This is a genomic window from Streptomyces sp. PL-25 (genome assembly GCF_058344915.1).
Window position 1 is genome coordinate 3,759,731 of the sequence record NZ_CP136997.1, and the last position, 19,976, is coordinate 3,779,706.

Consider the following 19,976-nt stretch of genomic DNA (forward strand, 5'->3'; position numbering starts at 1 on the left):
GCCGGCAGCCCTTGTGCTCGGGGCTCGGTGCGGTGCACCCGGCCGTCCGGGCCTCAGCTGTTCAGCGCCGCGGCCCGGGACGCCCGCTGGGCGAAGACGGCCTCGCGGCGGTCCGCCATCTGGCGCAGCGCGTCCTTGCGGTCGCGTGCGGAGAGCCGGTCCAGGTAGGTGTGACCGGCCAGGTGGTCGGTCTCGTGCTGGAGGCAGCGGGCGAAGTAGCCCGTGCCCTCGATGACGAGCGGGGCGCCCTGCTGGTCGAATCCGCGCACCACGGCGCGGTCGGTGCGGGGCACGGTCATGTTCGCGCCGGGTACGGACAGGCAGCCCTCGACGTCGTCGATGAGCCGCCGGCCGCCCGGCTCGGGCAGTTCCAGGACCGGATTGACCAGGTGGCCGACATGCCGGATCCCGTCGTCGTCCGGGCAGTCGTACACGAAGAGCCGCAGGCCGACGCCGACCTGGTTGGCGGCGAGACCGGCCCCGTCGGCCAGGTACATGGTCAGGAACATGTCGTCGATCAGCGCCGACAGCTCCCCGGTCCCGAACGCGGTCACCTCCTGGCACGGACGGCTCAGCACCTCCTCGCCCACCACCGTGATCCGGCGGAACGAGCCGTGCTCCGCCCGCGCGGTCCGGTCCGGGAAGGTGTCGACGGGACGGCCCTGCACGCGGACCCGCCGGTCGGCGGGGCGGGAACGCCCGGTTCGCTCGGTCACGGCGTCTCTCCTCGGCTCTTCGGCTCTTCGACTTGCGGCTCTTCGACTTGCGGCTCTTCGGTTTGCGGCTCTTCGGCTTGCGCCGGACTTTGCAAAGTAGCAGAATTTGCAAAGTGACTGAAGACCGCGACATCCCGCGCGGCCGCACGGGTGACGCCGACGGCGGACTGCGTGAGCACGAGGTCCGCACCGCGCTGCTGGAGCTGCTCGCCGAGGTCGGCACCGTCACCGCCACCGAGGCCGCGTCCCGGCTGGGCTACAGCTCCGGCCTGTGCTCGTTCCATCTGCGGCAGCTCGCCCGGCACGGCCGCATCGAGGAGGCGCCGCACCGCGGAGGACGCGCCCGGCCCTGGCGCCTGGTGCGGCACGATCGCGCCGCCGACGGGCCGGCCCAGGACGCGTTCGGCGATCTGGCCAGAGGGCTGGAGGACGAGAGCTGGCAGCGCTGGCTGACCCAGCGGGACGGCGCCCCTCCCGAGTGGCGCCACGACGCGGCCTTCAGCGCCGTCGCCTATCTGACGCCCGGGGAGATGAACCGCGTCGCGGAAGCGGTCCGGCAGGCCCTCGCGCCCTACCAGGACCGTGAACAGCGGCCGCTGGCCCGCCCGGAGGATGCCCGGCCGGTGGCACTCATCACGCGGCTGTTCCCCCTGCTGCCCCACGTACCGGAGGCCACGGACCGAGACTGAGCGGGCGTCCGGCCGCACGGCGAGGCGCGGCCCGGTGAAATGGGCTCGACGCGCACAGCCGTCCCGGATGGACTGGGGGCATGACGACACCTCAGGATGAACTGCTGCCCGGCACCCGTCGCGCCCTGACGCACCGGATCGCCGTCGCCCAGGCCGAAGGGCGGGCGCCCTCGCTCGTCGCGTCCGTCGTGCGGGACGGCCGGACGGTCTGGCACGGCGCGCGGACGTCGGTGGACGGACATGCACCGGACGAGCACACCCAGTACCGCATCGGCTCCCTCACCAAGACCTTCACCGCCGTGCTCGTCCTGCGGCTGCGCGACGAGGGCCTGCTCGACCTCGGCGACCCGCTGGAGAAGCATCTGCCGGGCACCGGCGCGGGCGACGCGACCCTCGTCGACCTGCTGGCCCACACCGGCGGGCTGGCCGCCGAGGCGCCCGGCCCCTGGTGGGAGCGGACACCGGGGACGCTGCGCCCCGAACTGTCCGACGTCCTGGGGGAGGAGCCGCTGCGGCACCCGGTCGGCAGGCGGTTCCACTACTCGAACCCGGGCTACACCCTGCTGGGCGCGCTGGTCGAGAAGGTGCGCGGGGCCGCGTGGGAGGACGTCCTCCGGCGCGAGGTGCTCGATCCGCTGGGGCTGAGCGCGACGGGAGTACGGCCCAGGGCGCCGCACGCGGGCGGCTGGGCCGTGCACCCGTGGGCCGATGTGATGCTCCCCGAGCCCGTGGAGGACCTCGGGCGGATGGCTCCGGCCGGGCAACTCTGGTCCACGACAGGGGACCTCGGCCGGTTCGCCTCCTTCCTCGCCCGGGGCGACGACCGGGTGCTCGGCCTCCGGTCGCTCCAGGAGATGCGCACTCCTGCGGCCCCGGGCGCGGCGGCGGACGTGGTGACGGGGTACGCGTACGGGCTGGGAATGGAGCTGCGGCGCTCCGGCGAACGGCTCCTGGTGGGGCACTCGGGGTCGCTGCCCGGCTTCCTCGCCTCGCTCACCCTCGCCGTGGACGACGATGTGGCCGCCGTGGTGCTGGCCAACTGCACCTCGGGTGTCCCGACGACCACGGTGGGAGCCGACCTGGTCCGCATCGTGGCCGATGCCGAACCACGTATCCCGGAGCCCTGGCGGCCCTTGCGGGACATCGATCCGGCGGTGCTGGAGCTGGCGGGGCAGTGGTACTGGGGAACCCATGGCTTCGGTCTGAGGCTGACCGGCGACGGGCTCCTCTCGCTGGAGCCGCTGGCCGGCCCCGGGCGCCGGTCGCGGTTCCGGGCGAACGGTGACGGCACCTGGACGGGGCTGGAGGGGTACTACGCCGGTGAGCCGCTGCGGGTCGTACGGCGGCCGGACGGGTCCGTGGACCACCTCGATCTCGGCTCGTTCGTGTTCACCCGTCAGCCGTACGACAGCCGCTCTGCCGTGCCCGGGGGCGTGGACCCGCAGGGGTGGCGGGGCATCGGCTAGCCGTCGACGAGTTGAGCGGTGGCCGTTTCACGTGAAACGGCCACCATCGCGGGCCGAGGTCGCGGTCGGGGGTGTGGCCCGGGGCGCGCGGAGCGCACCTCCATCGGCCCGCGAAGCGGTCACAGGGGCAGCTTGTAGCCCACGTGCGAGGCCTCGAAGCCCAGCCGTTCGTAGAAGCGATGCGCGTCGGTGCGGCTCCGGTCGGTCGTCAGCTGCACCAGGGCGCAGCCCTCGCGCCTTGATGTGTCGACCGCCCACTCGATGAGCTGGGTACCCAGGCCGCTGCCACGTTCCCCGGCGTGGACGCGGACCCCCTCGATGATCGACCGGGTGGCTCCGCGCCGGGACAACCCGGGGACGATCGTGAGCTGGAGGGTGCCGATGACACGGCCCTGACGCACGGCGACCACCAGATGCTGGTTCGGATCGGCACGGAGCCGCTCCAGGGCGGCCAGGTACGGCGCGAGGTCGTCGGGGGATTCGCGCAGCGCGCCCAGCGGATCGTCCGCGAGCAGGGCGACGATCGCGGGGACGTCCTCGGCGGTGGCGGCGCGTATCTCAAGATCTCCCATGGCCCGAAGCCTAGGCGGAGACGATGAACGCGGGGCGCCAGGGTCTACGCGGGCGCCGGAGCCGGGGCGGGGGCGTGCAGCGACTCCACGACGCGCACCAGCGGGGCCAGTTCCGGTTTCTGCGCGGCCTCGTCGAGCGCCTCCCGCAGAGCGGTGTCGTTCGTCGGCCTGGCCTCCTCCAGGAGCTGGAGGCCCGCCGGGGTGACGTCGGTGTAGATGCCGCGGCGGTCGGTCGGGCACAGGTACCGCTCCAGCAGGCCACGGTCCTCCAGCCGTGTGACGAGCCGGGTGGTGGCGCTCTGGCTCAGGACGACCGCGTCGGCGACCTGCTTCATCTGCAGATGGCCGCCCTCGCCGTCGTGCTGCCGGCTGAGCACGTCGAGCAGGGAGTATTCGCGCACGCTCAGCTCGTGTCCCGTCTGGAGGGCGCGCTCGATGTGCGTCTCGATCCTGCCGTGCAGCAGGGAGAGGGCGCACCAGCCCTGGGCGAGCGCGGTGAGCGCCGGATCCGTCGCTGTCATGGGCGTTGTCCCTCCATCCCTGGGTGGCTGTTTCCAGGATAGAGCAGTGGCGCAATTGCCATCGCTTGCCATTAACCCGCGTATGCAACTATTGTCAGCGAACGTAAAGCGCTCCTGCAATCTTCTGGGAAGGTTCCTCCCCATGCCTCTCGCGCTTCTGGCCCTCGCGATCGGGGCCTTCGGGATCGGCACGACCGAGTTCGTGATCATGGGCTTGCTGCCCGAGGTCGCGGGCGACTTCGGGGTCTCCATCCCCACAGCGGGTCTCCTCGTGACCGGCTACGCCCTCGGCGTCATGCTCGGCGCCCCCCTGATGACCGTTCTGGGCACCAAGATCTCCCGCAAGCGGATGCTGATGCTGCTGATGGGCCTGTTCGTCGCCGGGAACCTGCTCTCGGCGCTGGCCCCCTCCTTCTCCGTCATGCTGATCGGCCGGGTGGTCGCCTCGCTGGCCCACGGCGCCTTCTTCGGCATCGGCTCGGTGGTCGCGGCGGGGCTGGTCGCCCCCGGCAAGCGCGCCGGGGCCATCGCGATGATGTTCACCGGTCTCACGGTCGCCAACGTCGTCGGCGTACCCCTGGGGACCCTGATCGGGCAGTCCGCGGGCTGGCGCGTCACCTTCGCCGCGGTCGCCGCCCTCGGCGTCGTCGGCCTGGTCGGCATCGCGCGGCTCGTCCCCGACCTGCCCCGGCCCGAAGGCGCCCGCCTGCGCCACGAACTCGCCGCCTTCAAGAACGCCCAGGTGCTGCTGGCCATGGCGATGACCGTGCTCGGCTTCGGCGGTGTCTTCGCCGCCATCACCTACATCGCACCGATGATGACCCATGTCGCCGGCTTCTCGGACAGCTCCGTCACCTGGCTGCTCGTCCTCTTCGGTCTCGGCATGGTCGGGGGCAACCTCGTCGGCGGCCGGTTCGCCGACCGCGCCCTGATGCCCCTGCTGTACGTCTCCCTGGGCGCCCTCGCCCTGGTCCTGGCGCTCTTCACCGTCACCGCGCACAACAAGATCGCGGCGGCCGTGACCATCGTCCTCATCGGCGCCCTCGGCTTCGCGACCGTACCGCCGCTGCAGAAGCGCGTCCTCGACCAGGCGCACGGCGCCCCGACCCTGGCCTCGGCCGTGAACATCGGCGCCTTCAACCTCGGCAACGCCCTGTCCGCGTGGATCGGCGGACTGGTCATCGCCGCCGGCTTCGGCTACACCGCGCCCAACTGGGTCGGCGCCGCACTCGCGGCGGGCGCCCTGGTGCTCGCCGTCGTCTCCGCCGCGCTGGAACGCCGGGACAGCGCCTCCGGCACGGTCGTCACCGGGTCGGCCCCGGCGGAGCGCCCGGCCCCCGTCCACCACTGACCCGGGACGACCGGGCGCCGTGGAGCCGGCGCCGACGCCGCACCGCCCAGATCACCGCCCTCCCACCCGGCCCGTGGCAGCTCACGGCACCGTCCGCCCCTGGCGTCCCCGGGGCTGCACCGTCCCCGCCCACGGCACTCCCGCCCATGGCACCACCCACCAGGAGAACCCTCAGATGAGCACCATCCACGCCGTCGCCCCGCTGACCATCCAGGACGCCGAGACCCTGGTCACCGCGGCCCATCGCGCCGCCGAGGCGGCCGGTGTCGCCGTCAGCGTCACCGTGCTGGACGCGGGCGGTCATCTGCTCGCCTTCCGCCGTGACGACCGGGCCGTCCTGATCTCCGGGGAGACCAGCACCCGCAAGGCGTACACAGCCCTTCAGCTGGACTCCGCCACGGCCGAACTCGTCGACGCCGTGCAGCCGGGCGCCCCCTTCCACACGCTGCCCACGGCACTGGACCGGCCGCTGCTGTTCATCGCGGGCGGCGTGCCCGTGCACCGTGACGGCCGCCTGGTCGGAGCGATCGGGGTCGGCGGCGGAGCGCCGGAACAGGATCATGGCTTCGCCGTCGCCGCGCTGGAGCGGCTCGTCTGACACCGGCCGCACGGGAATGAGCGCCGGACTCCATCCCGCTCGGGGACGGAGCCCGGCGCTGAGGCGTCGCGGAGGATCAGGCCGCTCAGCCCGCCGCGACGGTCAGCGGGGCGAACCGGCGCGCGCCGTCCCCGGGCAGCTCGGGGATCCCGTACGTCATGACGGAGTTGAAGGAGACGGAGGCCAGTCCGCGCTGTGCGGCCCACTCCCGCAGCTCCTCGTGGCGCACGTCGATGTCGGTGCGCAGGGGGCGGTCGGTGTGGGCGGCGAGAGAGGCGATGAGGGCCTTCGCGGTCTCGGTGTCCCGGGCGATCAGCGGGCCCACCACGTGCGTGTCCATGTTCGGCCAGGCAGCGGCGTAGCCGATGAGCCGGCCGTTCTCCTCGGCCACCCGGAACTGGTCGGCGAACGCGGGCAGCCGGGTGATGATCGGGGTCCGGTCGGCGCCGAACACCTCCTCGTCCAGCCGCAGGATCGCGGCGAGGTCCTCGGCGGAGGCCGGACGGGTGGCGGGGCCTTCAGGCCGGGGCTCCGGTGAGAATCGTCCGCGCACCATCTCGGAGCGGCCGATGACCTTGAAGCCGAGCTCCTCGTACAGTGGACGGCCGTTCGGAGTGGCGTAGAGGGTCAGCGGTGTGGTGCCCGCCGCGGTGACGATGTGCCGCATCAGCCGGCGGCCGATGCCGCGGCGTGCATGGCGCTCGGCGACCAGGACCATGCCGACGGCAGCGAGGTCCGGTCCGTCCTGCGGCCCGTACCCGGTGACGACGCAGGCCGCCACCAGTCCCCCGTCGGGGTCGTCGATGCCGTACCCCTTCCCGGCGGAGAGGAGGAGGCCCCATTTGTGTTCCTCCCGTGGCCAGCCCCGGTTCTCGGAAAGGTCGGCGCAGGCGGTGAGGTCACGGCGCGTCAGAGGGCGAATGGGCCACGCGGCGGGGGAAGGAGTCGACACGCAGGTCAGGCTGTCCGATGGATGTCGTCGGCGTCCACTTGTTTCGTGAGAGACGTACGTGCTTTTGGCCACGTCACGGGCCGGGTGCGGGTGTGGAGGACGAATCGCTGGCCGATGGGGTCCCGCCCGGATCGGGGCTGTTGGGGTGTTTCACGTGAAACGTGACCGCGCGGCACGGCCGGGGTTCTCGTGCTCAGCTCAGATCCGGGGTGTGCAGGGCCCGAACGCCCTCGATGTTCCCGTCGAGGTAGTGCCTCAGCGACAAGGGGACGAGGTGGACCGAGGCGATGCCGACCCGGGTGAACGGCACCCGTACGATCTCGTACTCGCCGGAGGGCTCGTCCACCTCTGGTCCGTGCCGCAGGGACGGGTCCATCGACTCCAGACGGCACACGAAGAAGTACTGCACCTTCACTCCGGTCGCGCCGCCGTCCGCACCGATGTGCTCCACGGTGTCCACGAAGCAGGGGACCACGTCGACGATCTTGGCGCCCAGCTCCTCATGGACCTCGCGGTGCAGGGCTTCGACGACGGTGGTGTCGTCCGGTTCGACCCCGCCGCCGGGCGTGACCCAGTAGGGATCGACACCTGGTTTGGTGCGCTTGATCAGGATCAGGTCGTCACCGTCGAGGAGAACGGCTCGGGCGGTGCGCTTGACCACGGGTCGGACGGTCATGGGAGAAATGTGGCCCCGCTGGTTCCACGTGAAACATCGCGGGACGTCATCGCCGCTGTTGTGCCGCGATGCCCCCTGACGTCCTCAGCACCAGTCGGCGGCCGCGCGCAGCAGCCAGTCGTGAGCTCGCGCGATGTGCGGCATGGCCATGGTGCCGGTCCGAATCACCAGGAAGTACGTCCGCAGCGGCGGCACCGCCGGCTCGTGCAGTGCCACCACGTCCCCGCGCTCCAGGGCCGCGGCGCACAGATAGCGGGGCAGCACCGCGAGCCCCGCGCCCGCCACCGCGCAGGCGAGCACCGCTCGCAGGTCGGCGACGATCACCGTGCCGGAGCCGGTCGGCGGGGTGTCGAACACCGAGGCCCAGTAGCGGGAGACGAACGGCAGCGACTCATGGACCTCGATCACCGGGACGTCCTCCGGGGCGGGCGCCTTCCTGCCCGCGCGCCGGACGGAGCCGTTGCCGTCGGCCCAGCGCGGAGCGGCGACCAGGACGTGCTCCTCGTCGCACAGCGCCGTCGCCGTGAGCAGCGCGCCACGCGGCTGGGCCGTGCTGATGACCAGGTCGTGATGACCGGCGGACAGCCCCTCCAGAGCTTCCTCGGCGGTTCCGAACGAGGCGCGCAGTGCGAAGCCCTGGCCCTCGTACCCGGTCAGCTCGCTCAGTGCGGGCAGTGCCCGCTCGGCGGTGAACTCCGGGGGCCCGGCCAGATGCAGCGTCCGCAAGGAGGACTCCTCGTCGAGGCCCGCCTCGGCGATCTCCACCAGCGCGTCCAGATGCGGAGCGGCCTTGTGGGCGAGTTCCTCCCCGATGGACGTCGGTGTCACGCCGCGGGCCTGGCGCAGGAACAGGGGCCGTCCCAATTGCCGCTCCAGTGTGCGGATCTGGGAGGTGACGGCCGGCTGGGAGAGGCCGAGCAGCGCTGCCGCCCGGGTGAACGAGCCGGCCCGGTGCACGGTCACAAAGGTGCGCAGCAACGCCAGGTCCACGGAACGCCCTCCCCTCTCGGTGCCCCCGTCCAGCCCCCGGCCGCCCCACTATAAATATGTCGATAGGCCCCTGTCGCTACGGTGATTGGACACTGACTCAGAGTCAACTAGCCTTGTTCGGGCGGTTCTTCGCGCGCGGAACCGAGGGCGGTCCGAGCCACGAGGGGGGGGAGGTTCGGACCGCCCGCCGCACCTGCCGTCAGTGCGCCGACGCGTCCAGCGCCCGCAGGACGTCCGCCACCAGGTCAGCAGGGTCCTCCGCGCCGACGGACAGCCGGATGAAGCCCTCCGGGACCGCGTCACCGCCCCAGCGCCCGCGCCGCTCGGCGGTGGAGCGCACTCCGCCGAAGCTCGTCGCGTCGTCCACGAGCCGCAGCGCGTCGAGGAACCGCTCGGCCCGCGCGCGCGTGGGCAGCACGAAGGAGACCACGCACCCGAAGCGCCGCATCTGCCGCGAGGCGATCGCGTGGGCGGGGTCGTCGGGCAGCCCCGGGTAACGCAGTCCCGTCACCTCGGGGCGCCCGCGCAGCGCTTCGGCGACGGCCAGCGCGGAGGTGTTCTGCCGGGCGACGCGCAGTTGCAGGGTCGCGATCGAGCGGTGTGCGAGCCACGCCTCCATCGGGCCGGGGATGGCTCCGACGATCTTCCGCCAGCGGCGGACGGCGGCCATGGCCGGCCGGTCCCGGCCGGTGACATAGCCCAGCAGGATGTCGCCGTGCCCGGTGAGCTGCTTGGTGCCACTGGCCACGGAGAAGTCGGCGCCCAGGTCCAGGGGCCGCTGCCCCAGCGGGGTGGCGAGGGTGTTGTCCACGGCGACCAGGGCGCCCCGCGCGTGCGCCGCCTCGGCCAGGCGCCGGACGTCGCACACGTCGAGCCCGGGGTTCGAGGGGGACTCGATCCACAGCAGCCGCGCGCCGTCCAGCACCTCCAACTGGGCGTCCCCGCCGGTCGGCGCGGTGCGCACCTCGATGCCGTACGCCTCCAGTTGGTCGCGCACCAGGGGCAGTGCCTGGTAGCCGTCGTCGGGCAGGACCACCGCGTCGCCCGCGCTCAGCTGGGAGAAGAGCACCGAGGAGACGGCCGCCATGCCGGAGGCGAACACCAGGGTCTCGACACCGTCCGCGCCCTGCGCGCCGGGCGCCTCCAGCTCGCCGATGGCGCGTTCGAGCAGGGTCCAGGTCGGGTTCTCGTCGCGGCCGTAGGTGTACGGCCCGGTCGGGTCGCCGGGCAGATGGAAGTGGGCGGCGAACACCGGGCCGGGGAGCGTGGGTTCGTGCTTGACCGGCTCGGGGAGTCCGGCCCGGACGGCGCGTGTGCCGTCACCGACGGGCGTACGGGCGACCCCGTGCCCACCGTTTTCGCCGCCCGCAGCGGAATCGTCCATGCCGCCCGTCCCTTCACATGCTCTCTCGCCGTGGCAAGCAGACTGTGGCTCGCCGTAACCACCCTCTCAGGACACCGCAGCCGGGCCGGTACCGCATCCTCCGCGGCGAGGGACGCGGCGGTCCGGCACCCGCTCAGTCCTCGTCCGGCAGGACCATGTGCAGCGCCCAGGAGACGACCGAGATGATCAGCCCGCCGAGGACGGCGGTCCAGAAGCCCTCGACATGGAAGCTCAGGTCGACCTTGTCGCAGACCCAGGACGTCAGCAGCAGCATCAGCGCGTTGACGACGAGGGTGATCAGGCCCAGCGTCAGGATGAACAGCGGGAAGGTCAGCACCTTCACCACCGGTTTGACCAGGAAGTTGACCAGCCCGAACACCAGCGCGACACCGATGAGGGTGCCGACCTCCTTGGCCGTGTTGTCCCCGGTCAGTGTGATCTTGTCGAGCAGCCAGACGGCGACGGCCAGGGCGCCTGCGTTGGCGATCGTCTTGACTACGAAATTCTTCATGTGTCTGATCGTGGCAGACGAGATCGGCCACGAACACGGGCGAGGGTGATGAAGGCATTCCGGCTGGACGAACTGGAGGCGGAGCGGGCCGCCAACGACGGCGCGTACCTGCAGTTCCTGCGGGAGCGGAACATGTCCGTCGGCCTGTACGCGCTGGACGCGGGCGGCCACGACCCGCAGAACCCGCACCGCCAGGACGAGGTGTACTTCGTCGTGAGCGGCCGCGCCTCCCTGACGGTGGGCCTGGAGACGACCGAGGTGGCGCGCGGCAGCGTGGTGTACGTACCGGCCGGAGTCGCCCACAAGTTCCACCACATCAGCGAGGATCTGCGGGTCCTCGTGGTGTTCTCTCCGCCGGAAGCGTGAGGCGCCGTCTCAGGGTTCCCTAGGGGAACGGTCAGGGGAGGACAAGGGATGCGGAAGCCCCGTCCGGGCCCGCATCGGCCCTAGCATCGAAGCAGGACGTACGACAGGTCCCGGCACCGGACGGTGCGGGCCATCGAGCACCCGGCGCTGGGCCGGCGGAGAGGTAAGGACGAGGGCAATGCGAGAAGTCTTCACGGGACTGCCGTGGTGGGTGAAGTGGATCGCGGTGCCGGTCATCGCCCTGGTCGTCTTCGGCAGCCTGATAGCGACGGTCGTCGGCTTCGTGATCGGTCTGCTGTTCAAGCTGCTGATCTTCGTGGCGCTGATCGGCGGTCTGATCTACATCGTGCGGAAGTTCATGTCGAGTTCGTCGTCGCGCGGCGACTGGTGAGCCTCAGGGGACACCGGTGACCCGTGAGGGGCGTCGCCGGGTCCCCCGCGGGAGGGAAGTTTTCCGGACAGGCCGTCCTGGAGCGGTGACAGGCGGATAGGGTCCGGGAATCGACGCGGGGGCCGGCCCCCGCGGGCAGCGTTCCCCCACCCGTGTCCTCCGCACGGGCTGCCCCTCGCGCTACGGGAGTGACCCTTGGCCACGGTTGACACCGCACCCGCAGAACCGCACGCGCCCCCGGGCCCCCGGGCGCCGTCCGGTTCCACCGGGCTTCCCGCGCAGCCGCGCTCCGCGCCCGCGGTGGAGCGTCCGCGCGTCGGTGTGCCGGAGCAGCAGCGGCCGCCCGCCCCGGCGGGGCAGACCCTCATCGGATCCGTGCAGCGTGCGATGCGCCTGCTGGAGACCGTCGCGGGGCACGAGCACGGTGCCCCGGCCAAACAGCTGGCCCGGGAGACCGGCCTCGCCCTCCCCACCGCCTACCACCTGCTGCGCACCCTGGTCCACGAGGGCTATCTGTACCGCGACCGCGGGCTGTTCTTTCTCGGGGCCGCGGCCGAGCGGCTCAGCAGCAGCGGAGCGGCGCAGAAACGTCGCAGCACGGTCGTCGACTCGCTCGCACAATGGCGTGATCTGATCGGCGTCCCGGTGTATTACGCGATGTACCAGGACGGTGAGATCGAGGTGGTGTGCGTCTCCGACACCCCGGCGAACCCGGCCGTCCAGGAGTGGGCGGACTTCCGGGAGACCGGGCACGCGCACGCGATCGGCCAGTGCCTGCTGTCCCAGCTGGACGGGAACGCCCGCCGGGACCATCTGTCCCGTTATCCGGCGCGGTCCATCACGCCGTACACCGTCCGTGACGACCACACCCTGCTGCGGCGGCTCGAACGGATGCCCAGGATGCAGCCGGTGACGGAACGCCAGGAGTACGCGCTGGGGACGGTCTGCGCGGCCGTGCCGATCACTGTGGGGGCCACGGCGGCCACGATGGCGCTCTCGCTCCCCGCGCACCAGGCCGACCGCCTGCTGCCCGCGGCGCGGCAGCTCCAGGCCGAGGTGGGACGGCGTGTCGGCTCCCTCGCGCTCGCTATCAGTATCTGAAAACTCACTCCTTGTGATCTGCCATATACGTTCAGCAAGATGCCACCAGTATCAAGGGGACCATTCCCGGCCAGTCGACGGCAGATGACGGGGTAGCGATGCGCGAGTCCGTACAGGCAGAGGTCATGATGAGCTTTCTCGTGTCCGAGGAGCTCTCCTTCCGCATTCCGGTGGAACTGCGGTACGAGACCCGTGATCCCTATGCCGTACGGCTGACCTTCCATTTGCCCGGCGATGCCCCCGTCACCTGGGCCTTCGGCCGGGAACTGCTGGTCGACGGGGTGGGCAGGCCGTGCGGCGACGGCGATGTGCGCATCGGTCCCGCCGACAACGAGGAGCTGGCCGAGGTGCTGATCCGCCTTCAGGTCGGCGCCGACCGGGCGCTGTTCCGGTCCTCCACCGCACCGCTGGTGGCGTTCCTCGACCGCACGGACAAACTGGTCCCGCTGGGCCAGGAAGGCGCTCTGGAGGACTTCGACGCGCATCTCGACGAAGCCCTGGACCGCATCCTGGCGGAAGAGCAGAACGCGGGATGAAGCGTTTCCGCAACCGAGCGTGTGCGGAGGAGTAACGCTTCACCACATGGTCCGTGACCCTTTCGCCGTCCCTGCGGGCCATGCTCCCGCCCCGGGGCGGATCACCGTTTGCGGCGCCTGCCCCGGCCCCCGCGAGCCGGTGCGGGCAGCCCCGCCGCGGCGGGGGCGGACACCGGCTGCGGCCGGTCGACCGAGACGACGAGAGCCGCCAGCGCCGTGGTGACCGGCACCGAGGCGACCAGGCCGATCGAGCCCACGAGCGTGCGCACGATCTCCTCGGCGACGAGTTCGCTGGTGGCCACCGTCCCCACGCTGCTCTGCGCGATCGAGAAGAGCAGCAGCAGCGGCAGCGCCGCGCCCGCGTAGGCCAGGACCAGGGTGTTGACGACGGACGCGATGTGGTCGCGCCCGATCCGGATGCCCGCGCGGTACAGCCCCCGCCAGCCCAGCGCTGGATTGGCCTCGTGCAGTTCCCAGACCGCCGACGTCTGCGTGACCGTCACGTCGTCGAGGACACCGAGCGACCCGATGATCACCCCGGCGAGCAGCAGGCCGCTCATGTCGATCGACGGATACAGGCCATGGATCAGTCCGGTGTTGTCATCGGTGTTGCCGGTGAGCGACGCCCAGCCGATGAACAGCGAACCCAGGACGCCGATCAACACCAGCGAGACCAGCGTGCCGAGCACGGCCACCGAGGTACGGGCGGACAGGCCGTGGCACATGTACAGCGCGATCAGCATGATCGCGCTGGCTCCCACCACGGCCACGACCAGCGGATTCGACCCTTGCAGGATCGCGGGCAGGATGAAGAGGTCCAGCACCACGAAGCTGATGGCCAGCGCGACCAGCGCCATGACCCCGCGCATCCGCCCGACGACCACGACGGCGAGTGCGAAGATCCCGGCCAGCAGCGCCATGGGGAAGCCGCGGCTCACATCCGTGACCGAGTACTGCAACTCCCTCGGCGCGGCGGGCTCGTAGGCGGCCACGACCTTCTCGCCCCGGTGCAACTGCCGTGACTGGTCCGGCTGCACGATCTCGGTGAAGGTACGGCCCTTGTCCTTGCCGGTGTCGACGCGGATCGTGGCCTTCTTGCAGGTGCCGGACGCCTGCGCCTGGGCGGAGGCGCCCTCGGCGGTGGAGGTGTCGCCGGTCGGTGTGTCGCCGGAGGTGTTCACCGCCTTGCAGCTCACCGCCACCACCTGGGTGACCGTTGCCTGCTGCGTCTGCCGGTCGAAGCCCACGCCGGTGCGCTGGTGCGCGGGGGCGCCGCCGGGCCAGAGCACGACGAGCCCGACCACCACGGCGGCGGCGAACGGGACCAGGACCGCAGCGATGATCTTGCGGAGGTGCTGCGAGACCGGCGCGGCCGGGCCGTGACCGTGGCTGTGCGCATGCCCGTGACCGTGTCCGGATCCATGGCCGTGCCCGGACTCGGGACCGGGGCGTGGTTCCGGCGGCGGATGGGGGAACTGCTGCGTCGTGGTCACCGCCCGATCATCGCAAGAACGCCGGGGGCCCACTGTTCACCGCGCCACACATGGCGCTAGCGTGGAGGCACCTTTGCACACGCGGGAGCTCGGAGCACCGGGCTGAGAGGGCGCTGACCTCCGTCTTCGCGATGTTTCACGTGGAACGTACGACGTTCCCCGGGAAATGCCGCCGGACGGAAGCCGCTGCGTCGACCGCCGAACCTGTTACCGGGTAATGCCGGCGTAGGGAGTAGGTCTCATGACCAACAAGGACGCACGCACGCCTGCCTCCGTCCAGGACGAACAGTCCCAGGAGGCCGGGAAATCCATCGGCTGGCACAAGGCGTATGTCGAGGGAACCCGCCCCGACCTGCGGGTGCCGGTCCGTCAGGTGCACCTCACCAACGGGGAGTCGGTCACCCTCTACGACACCTCGGGCGCGTACACCGACCCGCTCGTGGACACCGACGTCCGGCGCGGTCTGCCGCCGCTGCGGGAGAACTGGATCATCGCCCGCGGCGACACCGAGGAGTACGCGGGCCGTCCCGTCCGTCCCGAGGACGACGGGGTCAAGCACACCTCGCCGCGCGGAGGACTGCGCAACCTCGACGCGGTGTTCCCCGGCCGGCCGCGCCAGCCGCGGCGGGGGCGCGGCGGAGAGGCGGTGACGCAGCTGGCCTATGCGCGCCGCGGGGAGATCACCCCCGAGATGGAGTTCGTGGCCCTCCGGGAGAACGTCTCCCCAGAGGTCGTCCGCGAGGAGATCGCCGCGGGCCGTGCGGTGCTCCCGGCCAACGTGAACCACCCGGAGATCGAGCCGATGATCATCGGCAAGCGGTTCCTGGTGAAGGTCAACGCCAACATCGGCAACTCCGCGGTCACCTCGTCGATCGAGGAGGAGGTCGAGAAGATGACGTGGGCGACCCGCTGGGGCGCCGACACCGTCATGGACCTCTCCACCGGCCGCAACATCCACACCACGCGCGAGTGGGTGCTGCGCAACTCCCCCGTGCCCATCGGCACGGTGCCGCTCTACCAGGCCCTGGAGAAGGTCGACGGCAGGGCCGAGGAGCTGACCTGGGAGGTCTACAAGGACACGGTCATCGAGCAGGCCGAACAGGGCGTGGACTACATGACGGTCCACGCCGGCGTACGCCTCGCGTATGTGCCGCTGACCGCGAACCGCAAGACCGGCATCGTCTCGCGTGGTGGCTCGATCATGGCGGCCTGGTGCCTCGCCCACCACAGGGAGTCGTTCCTCTACGAGAACTTCGAGGAACTCTGCGAGATCCTCGCCGCCTACGACGTCACGTACTCGCTCGGCGACGGCCTCAGGCCCGGATCCATCGCGGACGCCAACGACGAGGCACAGTTCGCGGAGCTGCGCACGCTCGGGGAACTCAACACGATCGCCAAGCGTTTCCACGTACAGACGATGATCGAGGGCCCGGGACATGTCCCGATGCACAAGATCAAGGAGAACATCGACCTTCAGCAGGAGATCTGCGATGAAGCTCCGTTCTATACGCTCGGACCGCTGACGACGGACGTCGCCCCGGCGTACGACCACATCACCTCCGGTATCGGCGCCGCCATGATCGCCTGGTGGGGCACGGCCATGCTCTGCTACGTCACGCCCAAGGAACACCTGGGCCTGCCCAACCGCGACGACGTCAAGACCGGCGTCATCACCTACAAGATCGCCGCCCACGCGGCCGACCTCGCCAAGGGGCACCCGGGAGCCCAGGAGTGGGACGACGCGCTCTCCGACGCCCGGTTCGAGTTCCGGTGGGAGGACCAGTTCAATCTGGCCCTCGACCCGGACACGGCCCGGGAGTTCCACGACGAGACCCTTCCGGCGGAACCCGCCAAGACCGCCCACTTCTGCTCCATGTGCGGTCCGAAGTTCTGCTCGATGAAGATCTCGCAGGACATCCGCCGCGAGCACGGCACCGGCCGGGCCGAGGCCGACATCGCGGAGGGCATGGCCCAGAAGTCGAAGGAGTTCGCCGCCGCGGGCAACCGGGTGTACCTGCCGATCGCGGAGTGAGACCGGTGTGACAGCCGGCACCGGTCCGGTCGCTCACTCCGGGCGGTGCTCCGGACCCCCGAAGTCCGGGCTGGAGAAGTCCGGGCTGGAGTAGCTCGGACGGGAGCCCGGGGCGGCACCGTCGTCCGGGCTGCTGAAGCCGGGGCGGCCGTAGCCCAGGTGCGGCATCCGGCCGCTGGGCGCCGTGGGGTCCATGCGGTGCGGCGCCGCACCCGCGGAGGCCGCGAGGGCCTCGCGCAGGAACGGCAGGAGGCCCCGTTCGAGCAGGGCGTCGTGCCAGGCGTCCCGGGCCCGTGCGAGATCCTCGTCGAGGACGCCGTACGGCCCGGCGTCCGGTGCGGGCCGGTTGCGCAGCGCGGTGGCCAGCAGTGCCACACCGGCCGCCAGGAGGGCCGCCGCGGTCACGGCGCCGAACACCCAGCCGACGGTGACCAGACTCTGCGCGAAGGCCGGCGCCGGGTCGAGCACCTTCAGGGCGTAGCCGACGAGGAGGAAGAGGGCGGCGGCGATCCCGGCGAGGACGGGGGCGAGGACCGCGACCACCGCGGCGGCCCCCGCGCCGCCGGTCTCCGCGGCCTCGCCGACGGTGGCCGCGAGCTCCGTCACGGCCGGGTCCGGTTCCGCGGTGCCGCGGCCCCGGACGGCCGGTGCTCCGGCCGGTGCCGGCCGGCGCAGCTTCTCGCGGACCGTCACGTAGTGGTGGTACTCGGTCGCCGCGGCCGCGGTGATCAGAGCGGTGGCGTTGAGCGCCATGGTGCGCAGCTGTTCGGTGGTGAGCCGCTGTCCGACGGCGGTCGGTTCCAGGTGGTGTGGGGCGGAGCGCAGCGCCTCATCGAGGATCCGCTCGTACTCCCGGCGGTCCTCGCTCAGCAGGTGCTGCGGAACGCTGTTCATGTGCATCCCCCGATGCTCCGTAGGGCTTGGGGCTCGCATGACAGCGAGCCGTCGGGCAGAAACGGAGGGGAGCCTGCTACGGATAACCCGATGGTAGAGCCGCGACGGTGCGCGGTGACAGGGGGTTTCCACAAATTGCGTGCCGGGCTGCGGACCGGCCCGGCACCGACGGGGGCGTCGTGGAACGGTCAGACGTCCAGCGGAAGTTGCTGGACCAGCAGTTTTCCGGCCATCGTCACGCCGCCGTCCATGGCGATGGCGAGGCCCTCGGCGTAGACGTGCGGTCCCTCCACGACGGGGCCCGCGGTCTCGTCGCCGTCCTCGGAGCCGACTTCGCCCAGCAGATACGGGATGGGGCTGTGGCCGTGCACGATGCGGGCGCCGCCGTAGGTGCCGAGCAGCGAGCGCACGGCGTCGGCGCCGCCCTCGTCACGGAAGGAGAAGCGCTTGGTGAACTTGCGGAACAGGTCCCAGCACTCGTCCGCGTCATTGCGCGTGAGGGTGTCGTGGACCGTGTCGTTGACCGCTTCGATCGAGTCGCCGTAGTCGAGGTAGGAGGTGGTGTCGGAGTGCACGAGGAGGTAGCCGTCGACCTCCTCCATCGCGTCGAGGCGGGCCATCCACTGCAGGTGGTGGTCCTGGAGGCGGTCCATGTCGGACTTCTGGCCGCCGTTGAGCAGCCAGGCCGCCTGGAAGGTGGCGGTGCCCGCACCGGAGTTGACGGGGGTGTCGCCGAACCGCTTGGCACCCAGCAGCAGAAGCTCGTGGTTGCCCATGAGGGCCTTGCAGTAGCCGCCGGCCGCCGCCGCCTCGGCGGACAGCCGCATCACCAGATCGATGACGCCGATGCCGTCCGGGCCGCGGTCGGTGAAGTCGCCGAGGAACCACAGCCGCGCGGTGCCGGCGCACCACTGGCCCGCGGCGTCGACAAGTCCCTGTTCCTGGAGCGCGGCGACCAGTTGGTCGAGATAGCCGTGCACGTCGCCGACGACGAACAGCGGTCCGGGCCCGGCCGGGGCCTGCGCGGCGACGGGGTCCACCGTCACCTGGACCGTGTCGCCGCGGTGGATGACGGGCAGGTCGCGCTGGGTCGGCGTGTACACGTCCGGGTAGCCCTCCTCGGGCGCCGGGCGGTCCTCCTCGAGCGGCGGCGCGCTCTCGGCGGGAGGCGCGCCGGGGGGGTACGGAGCGGCCTCGTTCATGTACGCGGGCACGCGGAAGTCGCGCAGTGTCGCCGTCCGCTCCACCTCGGGTCCCTGACCGGCCCCCTGAGTCATCGACCCCTCCACCATCGCGCCGCGTCTGCACCGCTTCGGACTGCCTGGTCGCAGCGGCCCGCGGTGTCGTGCGCCCATCATAGGAATGCGGATCGCGCCGTGTGATGACCCAGGGGTGGTGAATCGGAACGGGACTCAGGTTCACCGTGGCTTTCGCCCCGTTTGGACACTCTTCGGCGGGCCCGCGGCGCGACGCTCCTACTGCTCCTCCGGTGACCGGGGCGGGCTGACGGTCGTGCGCGGCGGGCGCCGCTGCGAGGAGGTGCGCACGATCAGCTCGGTCGGTATGACCTGCTCGACCGGCTGGTCCGACTCGACTCCCTCGATGGCGTCGATGAGGAGCTGGACCACCGCGGTGCCGATGCGGCGCGGTTTGAGGGAGAGCGTGGTGATCGGCGGCTCGGTGTTGGCGTAGACCGTGGACTCGCTGCAGCACACCAGCAGCAGGTCGTCGGGGACACGCAGGCCGTAGCGGCGGGCGGCGGCGAGCAGGTCCGTGCCGTTGGGGTCGAACAGCCCGTAGACGGCGTCGGGCCGGTCCGGGCGTGCCAGCAGCCGGTCGGCGGCGACGGCGCCCGCGCACGGATCGTGGGCGGGGTAGGACTCGTAGACCGGGTCCTGGCCGACGCGCTCGCACCAGCGCAGGTAGGCGGTCGTCGACAGATGGGTGTACGTGTCGGTGGTGGTGCCGGTGAGCAGGCCGATGCGGCGGGCGCCGGCCTCGGCGAGGTGGTCGAGGATGTCGAGGACGGCGGCCTCGTGGTCGTTGTCGACCCAGGCGGTGACCGGGAGGGCGCCGGCCGGGCGGCCGTCGCTGACCACCGGTAAGCCCTGCCGGACCAGCTCGCTGACGACCGGGTCCTGGTCGGAGGGGTCGATGACGACCGTGCCGTCCAGGGCGACGTTCGACCACACGTCGTGGCGCGAGGTCGCCGGGAGGATGACGAGCGCGTAGCCGCGGGCGAGCGCGGCCGAGGTGGCGGCCCGCGCCATCTCGGCGAAGTACGCGAACTCGGTGAAGGTGAAAGGTTCATCCCCGTACGTCGTCACGGTCAGGCCGATGAGGCCCGACTTCCCGGTACGGAGCGTGCGTGCTGCGGCCGAGGGGCGGTACCCCAGCCGGTCGGCGACCTCACGGACATGGCGGCGGGTGGCGTCCGGGAGCCGGCCCTTGCCGTTGAGGGCATCGGAGACGGTTGTGATGGAGACTCCGGCGGCGGCGGCCACGTCTCTGATGCCCGCCCGACCCGGCCGGCTGCCTCGACGAGAGGTATCCGCGCGGCTCACCTGGTGCTTCCCTGCTGCTGTCATGGCGAGCCGATAGTAGGGCTCATGCGGTGGGGTAGTGCGGACGCATATGCACGCATTGACAGGCACGTTTCTGCATGGTCATAAAGGACCAACTGCCTTAGAAAGTGAGCCAGTTAAGCGATTTCGTGCCAGGACGTGATGTGACGACA

The 19,976-nt window shown here is 71.4% G+C and carries 21 protein-coding genes; 9 read left to right on the plus strand and 12 right to left on the minus strand.

What is annotated here, in order from left to right; all coding sequences use genetic code 11:
- Positions 1 to 53: 53 nt before the first annotated feature.
- Positions 54 to 716 carry a peptide deformylase gene (gene def, locus R4Z62_RS16850; protein ID WP_491520215.1) on the minus strand — a complete coding sequence of 221 codons (663 nt, stop codon included), beginning with the start codon at positions 714 to 716 and terminating at the stop codon, positions 54 to 56.
- Between the two features lie 113 nt (positions 717 to 829).
- Between def and R4Z62_RS16855 the strand changes: the two genes are divergently transcribed.
- Both R4Z62_RS16855 and R4Z62_RS16860 read left to right on the plus strand, forming a co-directional pair.
- A complete protein-coding gene (locus R4Z62_RS16855) occupies positions 830 to 1,405 on the plus strand; it encodes a winged helix-turn-helix domain-containing protein (RefSeq protein WP_491520216.1) in 576 nt (191 codons plus the stop codon).
- Between the two features lie 80 nt (positions 1,406 to 1,485).
- Positions 1,486 to 2,871, plus strand: coding sequence for a serine hydrolase domain-containing protein (locus R4Z62_RS16860; RefSeq protein WP_355482686.1), 1,386 nt, complete (start codon positions 1,486 to 1,488; stop codon positions 2,869 to 2,871).
- Positions 2,872 to 2,990: 119 nt separating this feature from the next.
- Here the strand turns inward: R4Z62_RS16860 and R4Z62_RS16865 are convergent, their stop codons facing one another.
- On the minus strand, positions 2,991 to 3,443 hold the full coding sequence (locus R4Z62_RS16865) for a GNAT family N-acetyltransferase (protein ID WP_491520217.1): 453 nt from the start codon (positions 3,441 to 3,443) through the stop codon (positions 2,991 to 2,993).
- Between the two features lie 44 nt (positions 3,444 to 3,487).
- Entirely contained in the window at positions 3,488 to 3,964 is a 477-nt protein-coding gene (locus tag R4Z62_RS16870) for a MarR family winged helix-turn-helix transcriptional regulator (RefSeq protein WP_355482684.1), read from the minus strand.
- 142 nt (positions 3,965 to 4,106) lie between these two features.
- Between R4Z62_RS16870 and R4Z62_RS16875 the strand changes: the two genes are divergently transcribed.
- Together R4Z62_RS16875 and R4Z62_RS16880 are read left to right on the plus strand one after the other, a co-directional pair.
- Positions 4,107 to 5,315 (plus strand): MFS transporter, encoded by a 1,209-nt coding sequence (locus R4Z62_RS16875; RefSeq protein WP_491520218.1) that lies wholly within the window; start codon positions 4,107 to 4,109, stop codon positions 5,313 to 5,315.
- 175 nt (positions 5,316 to 5,490) lie between these two features.
- Complete coding sequence (locus R4Z62_RS16880) at positions 5,491 to 5,913, plus strand: GlcG/HbpS family heme-binding protein (protein ID WP_064534034.1); 423 nt, start codon at positions 5,491 to 5,493, stop codon at positions 5,911 to 5,913.
- A gap of 85 nt (positions 5,914 to 5,998) precedes the next feature.
- Here the strand turns inward: R4Z62_RS16880 and R4Z62_RS16885 are convergent, their stop codons facing one another.
- The 5 genes from R4Z62_RS16885 to R4Z62_RS16905 form a co-directional block, all read right to left on the minus strand.
- On the minus strand, positions 5,999 to 6,865 hold the full coding sequence (locus R4Z62_RS16885) for a GNAT family N-acetyltransferase (protein WP_064534033.1): 867 nt from the start codon (positions 6,863 to 6,865) through the stop codon (positions 5,999 to 6,001).
- Positions 6,866 to 7,058: 193 nt separating this feature from the next.
- A complete protein-coding gene (locus R4Z62_RS16890) occupies positions 7,059 to 7,541 on the minus strand; it encodes an NUDIX domain-containing protein (RefSeq protein WP_385490496.1) in 483 nt (160 codons plus the stop codon).
- 84 nt (positions 7,542 to 7,625) lie between these two features.
- Positions 7,626 to 8,531 (minus strand): LysR family transcriptional regulator, encoded by a 906-nt coding sequence (locus R4Z62_RS16895; RefSeq protein ID WP_064534031.1) that lies wholly within the window; start codon positions 8,529 to 8,531, stop codon positions 7,626 to 7,628.
- 199 nt (positions 8,532 to 8,730) lie between these two features.
- Positions 8,731 to 9,915, minus strand: a complete 1,185-nt coding sequence (locus tag R4Z62_RS16900; protein WP_385490493.1) for a cystathionine gamma-lyase — start codon at positions 9,913 to 9,915, stop codon at positions 8,731 to 8,733.
- 133 nt (positions 9,916 to 10,048) lie between these two features.
- Positions 10,049 to 10,426, minus strand: coding sequence for a phage holin family protein (locus tag R4Z62_RS16905; protein WP_018566256.1), 378 nt, complete (start codon positions 10,424 to 10,426; stop codon positions 10,049 to 10,051).
- A 48-nt stretch (positions 10,427 to 10,474) separates the two neighbouring features.
- On the opposite strand from R4Z62_RS16905, the gene R4Z62_RS16910 reads away from it, so the two are divergent.
- From R4Z62_RS16910 to R4Z62_RS16925, 4 genes are all read left to right on the plus strand, one after another.
- On the plus strand, positions 10,475 to 10,792 hold the full coding sequence (locus tag R4Z62_RS16910) for a cupin domain-containing protein (RefSeq protein WP_018566257.1): 318 nt from the start codon (positions 10,475 to 10,477) through the stop codon (positions 10,790 to 10,792).
- Positions 10,793 to 10,970: 178 nt separating this feature from the next.
- Positions 10,971 to 11,183 carry a DUF5326 family protein gene (locus tag R4Z62_RS16915; protein ID WP_018566258.1) on the plus strand — a complete coding sequence of 71 codons (213 nt, stop codon included), beginning with the start codon at positions 10,971 to 10,973 and terminating at the stop codon, positions 11,181 to 11,183.
- Between the two features lie 321 nt (positions 11,184 to 11,504).
- Positions 11,505 to 12,284, plus strand: a complete 780-nt coding sequence (locus tag R4Z62_RS16920) for an IclR family transcriptional regulator (RefSeq protein WP_385491069.1) — start codon at positions 11,505 to 11,507, stop codon at positions 12,282 to 12,284.
- Between the two features lie 98 nt (positions 12,285 to 12,382).
- The gene (locus R4Z62_RS16925; protein ID WP_064534029.1) at positions 12,383 to 12,820 is read left to right on the plus strand and encodes an SsgA family sporulation/cell division regulator; all 438 of its coding nucleotides are present in this window, start codon (positions 12,383 to 12,385) and stop codon (positions 12,818 to 12,820) included.
- A gap of 101 nt (positions 12,821 to 12,921) precedes the next feature.
- Here the strand turns inward: R4Z62_RS16925 and R4Z62_RS16930 are convergent, their stop codons facing one another.
- Positions 12,922 to 14,313 carry a YibE/F family protein gene (locus R4Z62_RS16930; RefSeq protein WP_385490485.1) on the minus strand — a complete coding sequence of 464 codons (1,392 nt, stop codon included), beginning with the start codon at positions 14,311 to 14,313 and terminating at the stop codon, positions 12,922 to 12,924.
- A 241-nt stretch (positions 14,314 to 14,554) separates the two neighbouring features.
- Here R4Z62_RS16930 and thiC point away from each other — a divergent pair, with 241 nt between their 5' ends.
- The gene (gene thiC / locus R4Z62_RS16935) at positions 14,555 to 16,345 is read left to right on the plus strand and encodes a phosphomethylpyrimidine synthase ThiC (protein WP_382848906.1); all 1,791 of its coding nucleotides are present in this window, start codon (positions 14,555 to 14,557) and stop codon (positions 16,343 to 16,345) included.
- Positions 16,346 to 16,378: 33 nt separating this feature from the next.
- On the opposite strand, the gene R4Z62_RS16940 is transcribed toward thiC, so the two are convergent.
- From R4Z62_RS16940 to R4Z62_RS16950, 3 genes are all read right to left on the minus strand, one after another.
- Entirely contained in the window at positions 16,379 to 17,245 is an 867-nt protein-coding gene (locus tag R4Z62_RS16940) for a hypothetical protein (RefSeq protein ID WP_385490481.1), read from the minus strand.
- 182 nt (positions 17,246 to 17,427) lie between these two features.
- Positions 17,428 to 18,531: a metallophosphoesterase gene (locus R4Z62_RS16945; RefSeq protein WP_355477854.1), complete on the minus strand. Its 1,104-nt coding sequence runs from the start codon at positions 18,529 to 18,531 to the stop codon at positions 17,428 to 17,430.
- A gap of 183 nt (positions 18,532 to 18,714) precedes the next feature.
- The gene (locus R4Z62_RS16950; protein ID WP_078510031.1) at positions 18,715 to 19,827 is read right to left on the minus strand and encodes a LacI family DNA-binding transcriptional regulator; all 1,113 of its coding nucleotides are present in this window, start codon (positions 19,825 to 19,827) and stop codon (positions 18,715 to 18,717) included.
- Positions 19,828 to 19,976: the final 149 nt, after the last annotated feature.

Bases quoted from the DNA above. Each gene is read 5' to 3' on its own strand.
- R4Z62_RS16890 (WP_385490496.1), bottom strand. From the start codon at position 7,541: ATGACCGTCCGACCCGTGGTCAAGCGCACCGCCCGAGCCGTTCTCCTC.
- thiC (WP_382848906.1), top strand. From the start codon at position 14,555: ATGACCAACAAGGACGCACGCACGCCTGCCTCCGTCCAGGACGAACAG.
- R4Z62_RS16915 (WP_018566258.1), top strand. From the start codon at position 10,971: ATGCGAGAAGTCTTCACGGGACTGCCGTGGTGGGTGAAGTGGATCGCG.
- R4Z62_RS16865 (WP_491520217.1), bottom strand. From the start codon at position 3,443: ATGGGAGATCTTGAGATACGCGCCGCCACCGCCGAGGACGTCCCCGCG.
- R4Z62_RS16940 (WP_385490481.1), bottom strand. From the start codon at position 17,245: ATGCACATGAACAGCGTTCCGCAGCACCTGCTGAGCGAGGACCGCCGG.
- R4Z62_RS16870 (WP_355482684.1), bottom strand. From the start codon at position 3,964: ATGACAGCGACGGATCCGGCGCTCACCGCGCTCGCCCAGGGCTGGTGC.
- R4Z62_RS16880 (WP_064534034.1), top strand. From the start codon at position 5,491: ATGAGCACCATCCACGCCGTCGCCCCGCTGACCATCCAGGACGCCGAG.
- R4Z62_RS16945 (WP_355477854.1), bottom strand. From the start codon at position 18,531: ATGGTGGAGGGGTCGATGACTCAGGGGGCCGGTCAGGGACCCGAGGTG.
- R4Z62_RS16910 (WP_018566257.1), top strand. From the start codon at position 10,475: ATGAAGGCATTCCGGCTGGACGAACTGGAGGCGGAGCGGGCCGCCAAC.
- R4Z62_RS16925 (WP_064534029.1), top strand. From the start codon at position 12,383: ATGCGCGAGTCCGTACAGGCAGAGGTCATGATGAGCTTTCTCGTGTCC.
- R4Z62_RS16905 (WP_018566256.1), bottom strand. From the start codon at position 10,426: ATGAAGAATTTCGTAGTCAAGACGATCGCCAACGCAGGCGCCCTGGCC.
- R4Z62_RS16900 (WP_385490493.1), bottom strand. From the start codon at position 9,915: ATGGACGATTCCGCTGCGGGCGGCGAAAACGGTGGGCACGGGGTCGCC.
- R4Z62_RS16860 (WP_355482686.1), top strand. From the start codon at position 1,486: ATGACGACACCTCAGGATGAACTGCTGCCCGGCACCCGTCGCGCCCTG.
- R4Z62_RS16875 (WP_491520218.1), top strand. From the start codon at position 4,107: ATGCCTCTCGCGCTTCTGGCCCTCGCGATCGGGGCCTTCGGGATCGGC.
- R4Z62_RS16950 (WP_078510031.1), bottom strand. From the start codon at position 19,827: ATGACAGCAGCAGGGAAGCACCAGGTGAGCCGCGCGGATACCTCTCGT.